The following is a 13,672-nucleotide window of genomic DNA, read 5'->3' on the forward strand; positions in this document are numbered from 1 at the left end:
ACATCAGCCCTTGACCCCTGTCAGTGTCACGCCTTCGATGAAGGCCTTCTGCGCGAAGAAGAACAGCACGAGCACCGGAGCCGTCACCAGCAGCGTGGCCGCCATGGTGAGGTTCCAGTTGGTGTGGTGGGCGCCCTTGAACGACTCCAGGCCGTAGCTGAGCGTCCAGGCGCCCGCGTTCTCGCTGGAGTAGATCTGCGGGCCGAAGTAGTCGTTCCAGCAGTAGAAGAACTGGAACAGCGCGACCGCCGCGATGGCGGGCTTCGCCATCGGGAGGACCACCCGCAGCAGGGTCCGCAGATCGCCGCAGCCGTCGATCCGGGCGGCCTCCAGGTACTCCTTGGGGATGGTCAGCAGGAACTGCCGGAGCAGGAAGATGGAGAACGCGTCGCCGAAGGCCATCGGGATGATCAGCGGCCAGAGCGAGCCGGTCAGGTGCATCTGCTTGGCCCAGAACAGGTACATCGGGATGACCGTGACCTGGGGCGGCAGCATCATCATCGAGATGACCGCCATCAGCGCCAGGTTGCGGCCGCGGAAGCGGAACTTGGCGAGCGCGTAGGCGACCGGGACGCTGGAGAGGATGGTCAGCAGGGTGCCGGCGCCGGCGTACAGCAGGGTGTTGCGCCACCAGCTGAGGAAGCCCGGGGTCCGCCAGACCTTGGCGTAGTTGCCCCAGTGCCACTCGGTGGGCCAGAGGTCGGAGGTGAGCGCCTGCTGGTCCGACATCACCGAGGTGAGCAGGACGAAGACGAAGGGCAGCAGGAAGAACAGCGCGGCGGCGATCGCGAAGGAGTGCACGGCCACCCAGTGCAGGGCGGCGCGGCGGCGGGCCAGCTTGGCGGCGGCGGACGTGGCCCGGGCGGGCAGGCGCACCGTGGAAGTGAGGGTCATGGCTCAGTCCTCGTTGATGAAGCCGGACTTGCGCCGCAGCAGCAGCGACGTGAAGGCCATCGAGATGGCGAACAGGATCACGGCGACCACGCAGGCGGAGCCGGTGTCGAAGCGCTGGAAGCCGAGGTTGTAGACCATCTGCGGCAGGGTCCAGGTGGAGCCGTGCGGGTAGCCGGGCTCGAACTGCTGGCCGGAGCCGCCGATCACGCCGCTGGCGACCTTCCCGGCCACGATCGCCTGGGTGTAGTACTGCATGGTCTGGATCACGCCGGTGACCACCGCGAACATGACGATCGGCGAGATGTTCGGGAAGGTGACGAACCGGAACTTCTGCCAGGGGCCGGCGCCGTCCAGCTCGGCGGCCTCGTACTGCTCCTTGGGGACGTCCAGCAGGGCGGCCATGAAGATCACCATCAGGTCGCCGATGCCCCACATGGCGAGCAGGGTCAGGGCGGGCTTGGACCAGCTGGGGTCGGTGAACCAGCCGGGCTGCGGCAGGCCGAGCTCGCCGAGCAGGTGGTTGACCGGGCCGGTGCCGGGGTTGAGCAGGAAGGCGAAGGCCATCGTGGCGGCCACCGGCGGGGCCAGGTAGGGCAGGTAGAAGGCGCTCCGGAAGAAGCCGGCGCCGGTCCGCACCTTGGTGATCAGCAGCCCGATGCCGAGGCCGAAGGCCACCCGCAGGGTCACCATCACCAGGACCAGCCACAGCGTGTTGCCCAGGCCCGTCCAGAACGACGGGTAGTGGGCCAGGACGTAGTCCCAGTTCTTCAGCCCGTTGAAGGTCGGGGCCGTGAAGCCGTCGTACTTCATGAAGGAGAAGTAGACGGTGGAGATCAGCGGGTAGGCGAAGAAGACGCCGAAGCCGATCAGCCAGGGGGAGAGGAAGGCCAGGGTGCGGGCCGCCTCCCGGCGGCGCTTGGCTTTCAGCGCCGCCGGGACGGGAGTGCTAGCGAGTGCCATGGCGCGTCACTTCGCCTGCTGGACGGCCGCGTCGATCTCCTTGGCCGTGGCGGCGAGCCCGGCCTTGAGGTCGCCCTGCTTGCCGGCCTCGAACTCGTAGCCCAGGTTCTGCATGGACACCTGGTAGGCGCCGCCGTTGATGCTGGCGGGGGTGGTGCTGGAGTTCGGGTTCTTGGCGATGCCGATGAACGTCCGGAAGTTGGCGTCGGCGTCCAGCTTGGGCGAGTCGAGCGCCGCGAGGGTGCTGGGCACGTTGTGGATCGCGTTGGCGAAGCTGACCACGGCGTCGGTGTCGGTGGTCAGGTACTTCACCAGCTCCCAGGACGCGGTCTGCTTCCTGCTGCCCTTGGCGATGCCGATGATGGTGCCGGTCTGGTAGCCGCGGCCGTAGCTGGCGGCCTGGTCGTCCGGCACCGGGAAGGGCGCGGTGGCCCACTCGAAGTTCGGCTTGTCCTCGGCGAGCGAGGCGGTGCGCCACTCGCCGTCGATGGCCATCGCCACCTGGCCGGTGGTGAACGGGTTCTTGGCGCTGAACTCGTCGCCGAAGCCGGTGCGGTACTTCTCCAGCTTGTCGAAGCCGCCCAGCTTGTCGACCAGGGCCTTCTGCCAGGTGTACATCGCGGCGACCTTGGGGTCGGTGGCGATGTCGGACTTGCCGTCCGGGCCGAAGTAGCTCGGGCCGTACTGACCGAGGAAGTGGGTGGGGGTGGACTCGTAGCCGTGGTAGTTCGGCATGAAGCCGAGCTGCTGGTAGCCGTCGCCCTCGGCCCGGGTCAGCTTGACGGCGTCCGCCTCGAACTCGCTGAAGGTCTTCGGCGGCGCGGTGATCCCGGCCGCGGCGAAGGCGGTCTTGTTGTAGTACAGGCCGTACGCGTCGCCGAGCAGCGGCAGCGAGCACTGGTTGCCCTGGAACCGGCTGTACTGGAGCATCGCGGCCGGGAAGGTCTTGGCCGGGTCGATGCCGTCCTTCTGCAGCAGCGGCCCCAGGTCCGCCCAGACCCCGGCCGAGCAGAACTTGCCGACGTTGTCGGTGGTGAAGGAGGAGACCACGTCCGGGGCCTCGTCGCCGCCGGCCCGCAGTGCCTGCTCGCTCTTGTCGTCGGCGATGTTGCCGACCACCTTGACGTGGATGTTCGGGTGCAGCTTCTCGAACGCGGCCACGTTGTCGGCGATCGCCTTGACCTCGTTGTCCTGGCTCCAGCCGTGCCAGAAGGTGATGTTCACGTCCTGGCCGGCGGCCGAACCGTCCTGGCCGCCGCCGGAGTTGGTACCGGTGCAGGCAGTGGCGAGCAGGGCCAGGCAGGCGGTGCCGGTCAGGGCGGCGAGCGCGCGGTGCGTTCTGCGGGTGGTGTCCACTGGTGGGTTCTCCTGGAGGTACGGGGGCAGGCGGCATGGCCCGTCGGCCCGTGCGTGGGGGTGCCTTCGGTGGTGCTCGGGGGTGCCGCGGGCCCCGGGGGGCGCCGCGGCGGCTGCGGCTGCACTGGTGCGTCGGTGGCGCGCTGGCGGTGGCGTGGCGTGGTGGCGGTGGCGGGGGCCCGGCTTCAGTGGGTCGTGAAGGCGGCGTCCCGGGCGGTGGCCAGGGCGCGTTGCAGTGCGCCCTGCAGGACGGGGGAGCCGGGCACGGTGCTGGAGCGCACCTCCGGCCGGGGGATGGAGATCCGGGCCAGCGACTCCTGGACCAGCTCGCGCAGCCGCTCGCCGCCGGCCGTCGGGATGCCGCCGGCCAGCACCAGCAGCTCCGGGTCGACCACCGCGACGATGGCGGCGAGGCCGACCGCGAGCCGGTCGGCCAGCACGGCGAGGAACTCCTCGCCGGCGCCGGGGGTCTCCAGCGCCAGGGCGATGGCCCGCTCGGCGGTGGGCGCGGTCAGCCCGTGCTCGCGGGCCAGGGCCAGCACGGCGGGGGCGCCGGCCAGCTCCTGGAAGCCGCCGGAGTTCTTCCGGCGGACGTTGTGGACGACCGGCGAGCCGGGCACCGGCATGTAGCCGACCTCGCCCGCGCCGCCGGTGAAGCCGCGGTGCAGCCGCCCGGCGATCACGATCGCGGCGCCGATGCCCTCCTCGGCCCAGAGCAGGACGAAGTCCTCGCTGCCCAGCGCGGCGCCGAAGGCCTGCTCGGCGATGGCGGCCAGGTTGACGTCGTTCTCGATGGTGACCGGGGCCCCGATCGCCTCGGCCAGCTCCTCGACCAGCCGCGGCGAGTGCCAGCCCGGCAGGTGGGAGGCGTAGCGCAGCCGGTCGGTGGCCGGGTCCAGCGCGCCGCCGATGCCGATCACCGCCTGGTGCAGGCTGCCCTCGGCGAGCCCGGCCTGGCGCAGCGTCCCGGCGACCGCGTCGGCCACCCGCCGGACGGTCTCCGCGGCCGACCAGGCCTTGGTCGGCACCTGCTGCTCGGCCAGCGTGCCGCCGGTGATGTCCGCGACGGCGACCCGTACGTGGGTGGTGGTCACGTCCAGGCCGGCCACGTACCCGGCGGCCGGGTTGACCTGGTACAGCTGCGCGTTCGGCCCGGGGCCGCCGGCCGTGGTGCCGACCGGGACGACCAGCCCGGCGGCCTCCAGCCGGGCCAGCAGCTGCGAGGCGGTCGGCTTGGACAGGCCGGTCAAGGTCCCGATCTGGGTGCGTGAGAGGGGGCCGTTGGCCAGCAGGAGTTCCAGCGCGGCGCGGTCGTTGATGGCGCGCAGCAGGCTGGGGGTGCCGGCCAGCGGCGAGCGGGAGCGGGTGTTGTCGGTCACGGTCCGATCCTCCTCTGCCGGCGGGGTGCGGTGCTGCCCGGGGTGACGGCCGGTGCGGCTGCGCCGCAGTTGGCCGTTGAACTGTTAGGAAAGTTTCCAATTCCTTGGGAAGGACCGTAGATCCCGGCCCGGCCGAGTGTCAATGGCCGCGCCGGGCGAGGATGCCGAAGCGTTACCGGAAACGGCCGGAGCCCCGCCCCCCACCAGGGGGAACGGGGCTCCGCAGGTCGTCCTCGGCGGTCAGCCGGCGGCCGGCCCGGTGCCGTCCGCCGGCTGCGGGATCGGCTTGGTGGCCAGCGACCGGGCCGAGCCCGGATCGGCCAGCACCGAGGGCGGCAGGATCTCCACGCCGGTGGCGGCGGGCGCGACGGCGCCGGCCGGGGCGGCCTCCTCCTTGAGCTTCACGCCCGCCAGGTCGAAGGCCGCCTTCAGCCGCAGCCGCAAGGTCCGGGAGACCAGCGCGGCGTTCCCCGGCGAGCAGCGCGCCTCCAGCCGCAGCACCACCGAGTCCGCCGCCACCGACTCGACGCCCAGCACCTTCACCCGGCCCCAGATCAGCTCGTCGAACGGGGACTCCTTGGTCAGCTGCTCCGCGGTCTCGGTGATCAGCGCCTCGACCCGCTCCAGGTCCTCCCGGTAGCCCACCTGCACGTCCACGGCGGCGGTCGCCCAGCCCTGGCTCATGTTGGCGATCCGCTTGACCTCGCCGTTGCGGATGTACCAGATCTCACCGCCGGTGCCGCGCAGCTTGGTCACCCGCAGGCCCACCTCCAGCACGGTGCCGGTGGCCACCCCGGTGTCGATCTCGTCCCCGACGCCGTACTGGTCCTCCATGATCATGAAGACCCCGGACAGGAAGTCGGTCACCAGGTTGCGCGCGCCGAAACCGATCGCCACACCGGCCACGCCGGCGCTGGCCAGCAGCGGCGCCAGGTTCACCCCGAGCGCGGACAGCACCATCAGGGCGGCCGTCCCCAGGATGGTGAACGAGGCCACGCTGCGCAGCACCGACCCGATCGCCTCCGAGCGCTGCTGGCGGCGCTCGGTGTTGACCATGCCGCTGTTGGCCAGCAGCCCGCCGAGCCGGCTCAGCTCCGCCTCGGCCTCCGAGGGGCGGCCCATCCGCGCGATCAGCTTGTCGATCAGCTTGCGCACCATCGCCCGCAGCACCAGGGCCAGCAGCACGATGAACAGGATCCGCAGCGCGCCCTCGACCCAGCCCTGCCAGTTCGCGTCCAGCCAGCTCGCGGCCTGTCTGGTGGTGCTGCTCACCTGGTCGGTACTGGTCGGCAGGGTGAAGTTCAGCGTGGGGGAGGCGGGGGAGGGGGTCGCGTCAGCGAGCAGGCTGACCGGGGCGGACCGAACCACGTGCAGGGCTTCCTTCCGGGGGGAGCTGTGAGCGGCCGCCCGGTCGGGGCGGACCGTCCGGACAACCCTATCGGCCGCCGACCACCCGGACGGACACGCCGTCAGCGCCTCCGGACCCCGCCCGCAGGGCGCTCACCAGGCACGCCGGGTGCAGCGGATGCGCCGTGCGGGCATACCGGGTATGACGGATCGCACATCCACGCACCCGGAGAGCGGCACTGTCCGTTTCCGAACGATCTGTTAGGCAGGAAATGGTGGCGCTGTACGAAGACGTAAGGCGACACTGGGGGAGATCGCGCTCAAAATGCGCGATCGCCCGCTCGTCCCGGCGCGAGCCACGCGCCGCAGGCGTCCAAGGAGGCCTCCGTGCCGCATGTCCTGGTCCTCAACGCGTCCTACGAGCCACTCGGTGTCGTATCGATGCGCCGCGCTCTCATCCTGGTCCTCAGTCACAAGGCGGTCTGCCTGGAGGACTCCGGTATCACTCTGCACAGCGCCACCAGCGCCGTTCTGGCGCCGTCCGTCGTCCGACTGACCCGCTTCGTCCGGGTCCCCTACCGCGGGCCCGTCCCGCTCACCCGCCGCGCACTGTTCGCCCGTGACCACGGGCGCTGCGTCTACTGCGGGGCCGCCGCCACCAGCGTCGACCACGTCATCCCGCGCAGCCGGGGCGGCCAGCACCGGTGGGACAACGTGGTCGCTGCCTGCCGCCGCTGCAACCACACCAAGGCCGACCGTCACCTGACGGAGCTCGGCTGGCGGATGAAGCACCCCCCGGCCGCACCGAGCGGCCTCGCCTGGCGGGTGATCGGCACCGGGATCAAGGACCCGCGCTGGCGCCCCTACCTGGAGCCGTACGGCGGCCTCGACCAGCTGCACCAGCAGCTGAGCGGCTTCGAGCACCACGACCATACCGAGACCGGGGGTGTCCTGCCGGGCCCGCACGGCCGGTCGCGCCCCATCCGCCGCGGAGAGCAGCCAGAGCCGCTCTCCGCCTGACAGACAAGGGCCTGCCCGACACATCCTTCGGTGAGCCTCATGGGCCGCCTGTGCACCCCCAGCGGGAGCGCAGGCGGCCCGCCGTCTGCCCGCGGTGCGCCGGGGCGTGAGCAGCGCTACGGCGCGAGCCGCTACGGCGCGAGCCGCTACGGAGCGACCGCGTAGGCCTCCACGCCCCACAGCGAGTACCCGTAGGCGGTCGCCCTGGTCACCCCCTGCACCCGCAGGTACTGGGTGTCCGGCGCGTCGAAGCGCACCGTCTCGGTGCCGCCGGTGCTGTCCTCGACCGTGGCGACGGTGGTCCAGCTGACCCCGTCCGCGGAGGTCTGCAGCCGGTACGAGGAGGCGTACGCCTCCTGCCAGTGCAGCACCGCCGAGCCCAGCCGGACCTTCGCCGGCAGCCGGACCTGCACCCAGGCGTCGTCCACCGCCTTGGCCGCCCAGCGGGTCTTCGGGTCGCCGTCGGTGACGGCGGAGGCGGGCTGGGAGGCGGCCGCGTCGCCGGAGGAGCTGGCGGTGCCGGTCCTGGCCAGGTCCGGACCGCCGGTGGGCGGCACCACGTGCACCAGCAGCACCTGGCGCGCCGTCAGCGTGCCCGAGGTGAAGGTGACCGGCACCTGGTAGGTCCCCGAAGGGGTGCCTGCGGCTGCGGTGACCAGCAGCGGAGCCCCGACCTTCGCACCGCGCGGCACGGTGACGGCCGCCGCGGGGGTGACCGTCAGCCCCTTGGCCTCGGCGGGCACCTCGGCCTTCAGCTGGCCGGTCGCCCCTTCCGGCCGGCCCGCCTCCAGCACCGCCTTGGCCTGCGCCGGGGTCGGCTGGCCGGCCACCACGTCCAGCGGCGCGGCGGGCAGGCTCAGCCGGGCCGCCGGCACGTCGGCGTACCAGGGGATGATCTGGTTGACCACCGGCGCGTCGCCGCCCGCCGCCCAGACCAGACGGATCGCCTCGGCCGCGCCGCCACCGGCCGGCAGCTCGTTGTACCCGGGGTTCACCGGGCCGATCGGCACCCAGCTGCCGTCCGGGCGGCGCACCTGCGCGGTCGCGGTGGCCCGGACGGTGGGGTCGGTGAGCACGGTCACCCGGTCCAGCGGGCGGGGTGCGCCGAGCTCGACGGTGAGCGGTGCGGTGCTGTTGCTCGGCACCCCGGCCGCCCGCCAGGCGGTGTCCGGGTCGCCGTCCAGCACCGCGGCGGCGGAGGAGCCCGGTGCGGCCGGCGGCGCGCTGACCGAGGCCGGGCTGTCGCCGGGCGCCGCCACGCCGAACTCGCGGATCGCCACCGCGGTCTTCTGGCCCGCCGTGGCCCGCAGCCGGACGGCCTTGACCACCGTGCCGGCCGGGACGTCCACCGAGATGCTCGGCTGGTTGTGCACCTTGGCCAGCTGGTGCCAGCCGCCGGAGCCGGTGGAGTACTCCAGCACCGCGTCGTGCAGGTAGTCGCCGGCCGCGGCGGCCGCGTCCGGGGAGTCGCCCCAGGAGCCCATCAGCACCGTGACCCGGCCGATCGGCCGGGCGGTGCCCAGGTCCAGGCCGACCGTGTCGCCCGGCTGCGGCGGGCCCGCACTCCAGTAGAAGGTGCCGGCCTCGCCGTCCGCCATCAGAGCGGGCACGTGGTCGTGCGCGCTGCCGAAGGTGCTGCTGGCGGTGATCCCGCCGGCCGTTATGCCGGACCAGGTGTCGGCGGACTGCACCGCGCGCTCCAGGAAGCCGTCCAGCACGTCCGCGCCGACCGTCACCGGGCTGCCGTCCAGCCGCTCGCGCAGGCTGCGCAGCCGGACCCGGGCGTCCCAGGCGGCGTTGCCGTCGCCGCCGCGCTGCGCCAGCAGCATGTCGACGGCGGCCTGGCCGGCCTGGCCGTACCCGGCGAGCTTGGTCAGCCAGGGGCCGGTCTCCGGCCCGATCGGGTCGTCGCCGAGGGTCTGCGGGGCCGCGGCCATGGTGCGGAAGGCGTCCCGGAGCGGGCCGGCGGCCTCGGTCAGCCGGGCCAGGTCGGGGGTGTTGCCGGCGGTCGGCTCCAGCGCGGCCCAGAAGTGCTCCAGCAGCGGCAGCAGGTAGCTCGACTCCTGCCGGGACAGCGGGGACGAGGAGCTGTTGCCGGCCAGGGCGGTCAGCGCGGCCAGCTCGGCGTCGTTCGCGGCCAGCGAGTGCAGCGCCGAGCGCCAGGAGTCCAGCGGCTGGTAGCCGTCCGGCTGCCAGCCGAAGTCCGCCGCGGTCGCCAGCGGGATCCGGGAGGCGACCGGCTGGCTCATCGCGGCGGTCAGCAGGACGGCCGAGCGCTTCGCCACCTCGGGGTCGCGGCCGGCGTAGCCGCCCAGGTAGAGCCGCTCCGGGGTGGAGTCGTTCACCGGGTAGTTGTCCATGGTGACCAGCGGACGGCCGAACAGCCCTGCGGTCTCGTCGAACTGACTGCCCGTCACCTTCGCCGGGATCGCCGCGCCTCCGCTCCAGGCGACCTGGACGTCCTTGGGCAGCGCCGCCGCCAGCGCAGTCCGGTACGGGGTGGCGCCCTGCTTCTGGTACTCGGTCGGCATCACCGAGAGCGGGGCCGGCTCGGGGTGCTTGGCCAGCCGCTCGCGGACCTTGCCCACCAGCGCGGCCTGCGCCTTGGCCGCGGCCGCCGGACCGGTGCCGTACGCCTTCCGGTCGGCGCCGCAGTGCCATTCGTCGTAGCTCACGTCGAGGAACTGCAACTGGAAGGCGCGGAAGCCCAGTTGGCGCAGCGCGTCGAGCTTGTTGAGCAGCGCGTCCAGATCCTTGCCGGAGCTGTAGCAGAACGACTGCCCGGGGTCGATCGCATAGCCCAGGGTGACGTGGTTGGCCCGGGCCCGGGCGGCCAGCGCGCGCAGCTCCTCCGCCTGGGCGGCCGGGTAGGCCTCGCGCCAGCGCGACAGCCGGTACGGGTCGCCGCCCGGCGCGTAGAGGAAGAAGTTCTGCTTGGTGCGGCCGAGGAAGTCGATCTGGTCGAGCCGCTCCTCGGCGCTCCACGGGGTGCCGTAGAAGCTCTCGGCGGTGCCGCGGACGGCGGCGCCGCTCGGCCAGTCGCGGATGGTCAGGCCGGGGAAGCCCTTGGCCCCCTCGCCCTGCCCCTGGCCGGGGGCGAGCGGCGAGAGCAGCTGCCGCAGGCTCTGCGCGGCGTAGAAGGTGCCCGCGCCGTCGACGCCGGACAGCACCACGGCGCCGTAGCTGCCGCCCCCGGGGGCGGGCAGCTGACCGGCGGCCAGCACGTAGCCGCCGGCCGGGAGTCCGGCGGCGCTCTGCTGCTCGGCGCCGCCGGCCGCGGCCAGGTCGTGCAGCAGCCGGTCCGCCTGCTCGCCCGGTCCGCCCAGGTAGACCACCAGTGCGCCGGCGGCCGGGGCGGGGGCCTCCGGCACCGGGGTGACCTCGGTGGCGCCGGCGGTGCCCAGCACCTGCCGGACCGCGTCCAGCGCCGCGTCGTCCGCACCGTCACCGGTGACCAGCGTGACGGCCTGCGGGACGCCGACCGGCCGTCCGGCCGCCCGGAGCTGCTGGGGGCGCGGGTACACCTGCGGGTCGGCCAGCGAGCCGAGCGGGGTGACGGCGGCCGGGGCGCTCATGGCCCGCCGGTCGCCGACCGGTGCGGCGTACCCGGGCGGCGCGCTGATCAGCAGGCCGCCGACCACCGCGGCGGCCGACAGGGTGGCGGCCAGCTGGAGGGCGCCGCTGCGGCGGCCGGCCTTGCGTTCCGCCCGTACCGAGGCGAGCAGCGGCCGGGTGCCCTTGATGTCGGCGATGAAGCGGTCGGCGGCCTTGGGCGCCAGCTGACGGGCGGTCCGGGCGGCCGTCCGCCGGGCGGTCAGCGCGGCCGGGTGCCACAGCACCTCGCGCAGCGCCTGGCTGTGCTCGATCCGGTGCCTCAGCCGCCGTCCCGCCGCCTCAGAAACGCGCGCCTGCACAGGAGCCTCCTCGCACCGAAAGCGCAGCTCACCGACGCCGCCGCCGCGGATCACCGAACTGCCGCACCACCCTTGACCCGCCTCGCCGCCACAGCCCACCAGTTGCCCGGGGCGGTGTCAACGTCACCGGCGTGTATGTCTGATATATCCGGAAAGCGGCAACGATCGGCCCGCCCGGGCGCCGTGGCGACGGTGCCGGCGCGGGAGCCGGCCGCCGACCGGCGGGCCCCCGGTGGCCGCCGCGGCGCTGTCCTCGTGTCGGTCGGGGTCGCGGGCCCCCGGGACGGGTAGGACTGTGGCTGTTCACCATTGGGTGCCCTCCAGACCACAGGGAGCCGCAGCGTGGCCGCATTCCTGGACCGTGACGAGACCGGCAGCAACGGGCAGCAGGTGCCCGCCGAGGACAGTCCGGCACCGCCGCCGGAACTGGTCGCGCTGGCCCACGCGTACGGGGTGGACAGCACGTACGACCCGGGCAGCGGCCCGGTGCCGGTGGCGCCGGACACGCTGGTGGCGGTGCTCGCCGCGCTCGGTGTGGACGCCGCCACCCCGGAGTCGGTGCGCGCCGAGCTGGAGCGCCACCGGGCCGAGCAGGCCGCCAGGTTGCTCCCGCCGTGCGTCGTGGCCCGGGCCGGTCGGCGCACGGCGCTGGACGTGCCGGCCGCGGCGCAGTTGAGCATCGAGCTGGAGGACGGCGGCAGCTGGACGCTCCCCACCGGCCACTCGCACTGGCTCCCGGCCGACCTGCCGCTGGGCCGGCACCGCCTCACCGCCCGGCTCGGCGCTCGCGCGGGCAGCGCCGCGCTGATCGTGGCGCCGCAGCGGGTGCCGGAGCCGGCCGGCGGCGGCTGGGGCTTCCTCGCCCAGCTGTACTCGGTGTTCTCCGAACGCTCCTGGGGCATGGGCGACCTGGGCGACCTGACCGAACTGGTGCAGTGGGCCGGCAACGAGCTGGGCGCCGACTTCGTCCAGCTGAACCCGCTGCACGCCGGCCTGCCCGGGGCCCCCTGCGACCCGTCCCCGTATCGCCCCTCCTCCCGGCGCTTCGCCGATCCGGTGCACCTGCGGATCGAGGCGGTGCCCGAGTACGCCTACGCCGACCTCGGTGAACTGCCGCGCCGCGCCGAGCACTTGCGTGCCGAGGTGCTCGAACACGACGGGCTGATCGACCGTGACGCGGTCTGGGCGCTGAAGCGCCAGGCGCTGGAGGTCCTGCACCGGGTGCCCCGGGGGGTGGGCCGGGACGCCGCCTACCGGGCGTTCGTCCACCGCGAGGGCCGCTGGCTGGAGCAGTACGCCATCTGGTGCGCGCTGGCCGAGGTGCACGGCAGTGACCGGCACCACTGGCCGAAGGGCCTGCGGCATCCCGACAGCCCCCATGTGCGGCTGGCCGCGCAGGAGTTGGCGGACCGGGTCGAGTTCCACCGCTGGCTCGCCTGGCTGGTGGACGAGCAGCTCGGCGGGGCGCAGCAGGCCGCCGAGCGGGCCGGGATGGGCGTCGGCCTGATCCACGACCTGGCCGTCGGCGTGCACCCGGACGGCGCGGACGCCTGGGTGCTCCAGGACGTCCTGGCCGAGGGCATCTCGGTCGGCGCCCCGCCGGACGCCTTCAATGCGCACGGCCAGGACTGGGGCCTGCCGCCGTGGCGCCCCGACGCCCTCGCCGAGGCCGGCTACGCGCCCTACGCGGAGCTGCTGCGGTCCTCGGCCCGGCACGCCGGGGCGATCCGGATCGACCATGTGATGGGCCTGTTCCGGCTCTGGTGGGTGCCGGCCGGCCAGCCGCCGACCCGTGGGGCGTACGTCCGCTACGACGCCGAGGCGATGCTCGGGGTGCTGGCGCTGGAGGCGCACCGGGCCGGCACCCGGGTGATCGGCGAGGACCTCGGCACGGTCGAGCCCGGGGTGCGCGAAGAGCTGACGGCCCGCGGCATCCTCGGCACCTCGGTGCTCTGGTTCGAGCGGGACTGGCAGGACAAGGGGGCGATCCTGCCGCCCGAGCGCTGGCGCTCCGGCTGCCTGGCCACCCTGACCACCCATGACCTGCCGAGCACTGCCGCCCGGCTGACCGGGGAGCACGTCGAGCTGCGGCACCGGCTGGGGCTGCTGGCCCGGCCGCTGGGCGAGGAGCAGGCCGAGGCGGCGGCCGAGCTGACCGAGTGGCACGCCGAGCTGGTCCGCATCGGGCAGCTCGCGGCCGAGGACGACCTGACCCCGGAGGCGCTCTACGGCTTCCTGCTGGCCACCCCGGCTCAGCTGGTCGGCGTCTGGCTGCCGGACGCGGTGGGCGACCCGCGCCCGCAGAACCTGCCCGGCACCTGGGACCAGTACCCCAACTGGCGGCTCCCGCTGGCGGACGCCGCCGGGGTGCCGGTCACCCTGGCGCAGCTGGCCGCCGCGCCCGGCACCGCCCGGCTGGCGGCGGCCATGGCGGGGCGCACCGCGGCGGGGCCCGCCGTCCCGGTGCGTACCGGAAGGCCCACCCCGGCGCGCGGGGGCCGGTAGACGGCCGGTACCGTGGAAAACGTGGACAAGAGGAACGCTTTGCGCGCTGGTGCGGTCTCCGCAGCGGCCACGCTGATGATGCTGCTGATGTCGTCGCCCGCCATGGCGCTGATCCGGGACGACGGCGACGACCCGGGCCAGGGTCTGACCGTCGCGCAGACCCTCGGTCTGTTCGTCGGGATCCCGGTCCTGTCGTTCGTCGTGATCGCCGGCCTGTGCATGCTCTCGGCGCGCCGGCACGGCAGCAAGTAACCGACCGCCGTCCGGCGCTCGGCCGCCGGGCGAAGCAGCAGACCC

General features: G+C 73.8%; 9 protein-coding genes. 3 read left to right on the forward strand and 6 right to left on the reverse strand.

Going from position 1 to position 13,672, the window contains the following annotated elements:
* Window positions 1–3 precede the first annotated feature (3 nt).
* The 5 genes from AB0K43_RS05040 to AB0K43_RS05060 form a co-directional block, all read right to left on the reverse strand.
* Window positions 4–894, reverse strand: a complete 891-nt coding sequence (locus AB0K43_RS05040) for a carbohydrate ABC transporter permease (RefSeq protein ID WP_363635883.1) — start codon at window positions 892–894, stop codon at window positions 4–6.
* Window positions 895–897: 3 nt separating this feature from the next.
* Window positions 898–1,854 carry a sugar ABC transporter permease gene (locus tag AB0K43_RS05045; protein ID WP_363635885.1) on the reverse strand — a complete coding sequence of 319 codons (957 nt, stop codon included), beginning with the start codon at window positions 1,852–1,854 and terminating at the stop codon, window positions 898–900.
* Window positions 1,855–1,860: 6 nt separating this feature from the next.
* Window positions 1,861–3,210, reverse strand: a complete 1,350-nt coding sequence (locus AB0K43_RS05050) for an extracellular solute-binding protein (RefSeq protein ID WP_363635887.1) — start codon at window positions 3,208–3,210, stop codon at window positions 1,861–1,863.
* A 185-nt stretch (window positions 3,211–3,395) separates the two neighbouring features.
* A complete protein-coding gene (locus AB0K43_RS05055; RefSeq protein WP_363636266.1) occupies window positions 3,396–4,559 on the reverse strand; it encodes an ROK family transcriptional regulator in 1,164 nt (387 codons plus the stop codon).
* Window positions 4,560–4,829: 270 nt separating this feature from the next.
* Window positions 4,830–5,894: a mechanosensitive ion channel family protein gene (locus AB0K43_RS05060; protein WP_363636268.1), complete on the reverse strand. Its 1,065-nt coding sequence runs from the start codon at window positions 5,892–5,894 to the stop codon at window positions 4,830–4,832.
* A 429-nt stretch (window positions 5,895–6,323) separates the two neighbouring features.
* Between AB0K43_RS05060 and AB0K43_RS05065 the strand changes: the two genes are divergently transcribed.
* Entirely contained in the window at window positions 6,324–6,956 is a 633-nt protein-coding gene (locus tag AB0K43_RS05065; protein ID WP_363635889.1) for an HNH endonuclease, read from the forward strand.
* 146 nt (window positions 6,957–7,102) lie between these two features.
* On the opposite strand, the gene AB0K43_RS05070 is transcribed toward AB0K43_RS05065, so the two are convergent.
* Entirely contained in the window at window positions 7,103–10,870 is a 3,768-nt protein-coding gene (locus AB0K43_RS05070) for a beta-N-acetylglucosaminidase domain-containing protein (RefSeq protein WP_363635892.1), read from the reverse strand.
* Window positions 10,871–11,260: 390 nt separating this feature from the next.
* On the opposite strand from AB0K43_RS05070, the gene malQ reads away from it, so the two are divergent.
* Together malQ and AB0K43_RS05080 are read left to right on the forward strand one after the other, a co-directional pair.
* On the forward strand, window positions 11,261–13,375 hold the full coding sequence (gene malQ, locus AB0K43_RS05075; RefSeq protein WP_363636270.1) for a 4-alpha-glucanotransferase: 2,115 nt from the start codon (window positions 11,261–11,263) through the stop codon (window positions 13,373–13,375).
* 21 nt (window positions 13,376–13,396) lie between these two features.
* The gene (locus tag AB0K43_RS05080; protein WP_363635894.1) at window positions 13,397–13,627 is read left to right on the forward strand and encodes a hypothetical protein; all 231 of its coding nucleotides are present in this window, start codon (window positions 13,397–13,399) and stop codon (window positions 13,625–13,627) included.
* Window positions 13,628–13,672 lie beyond the last annotated feature (45 nt).

This window comes from Kitasatospora sp. NPDC049258, from assembly GCF_040678895.1.
In the GTDB taxonomy this organism is placed as follows: Bacteria; Actinomycetota; Actinomycetes; order Streptomycetales; family Streptomycetaceae; genus Kitasatospora.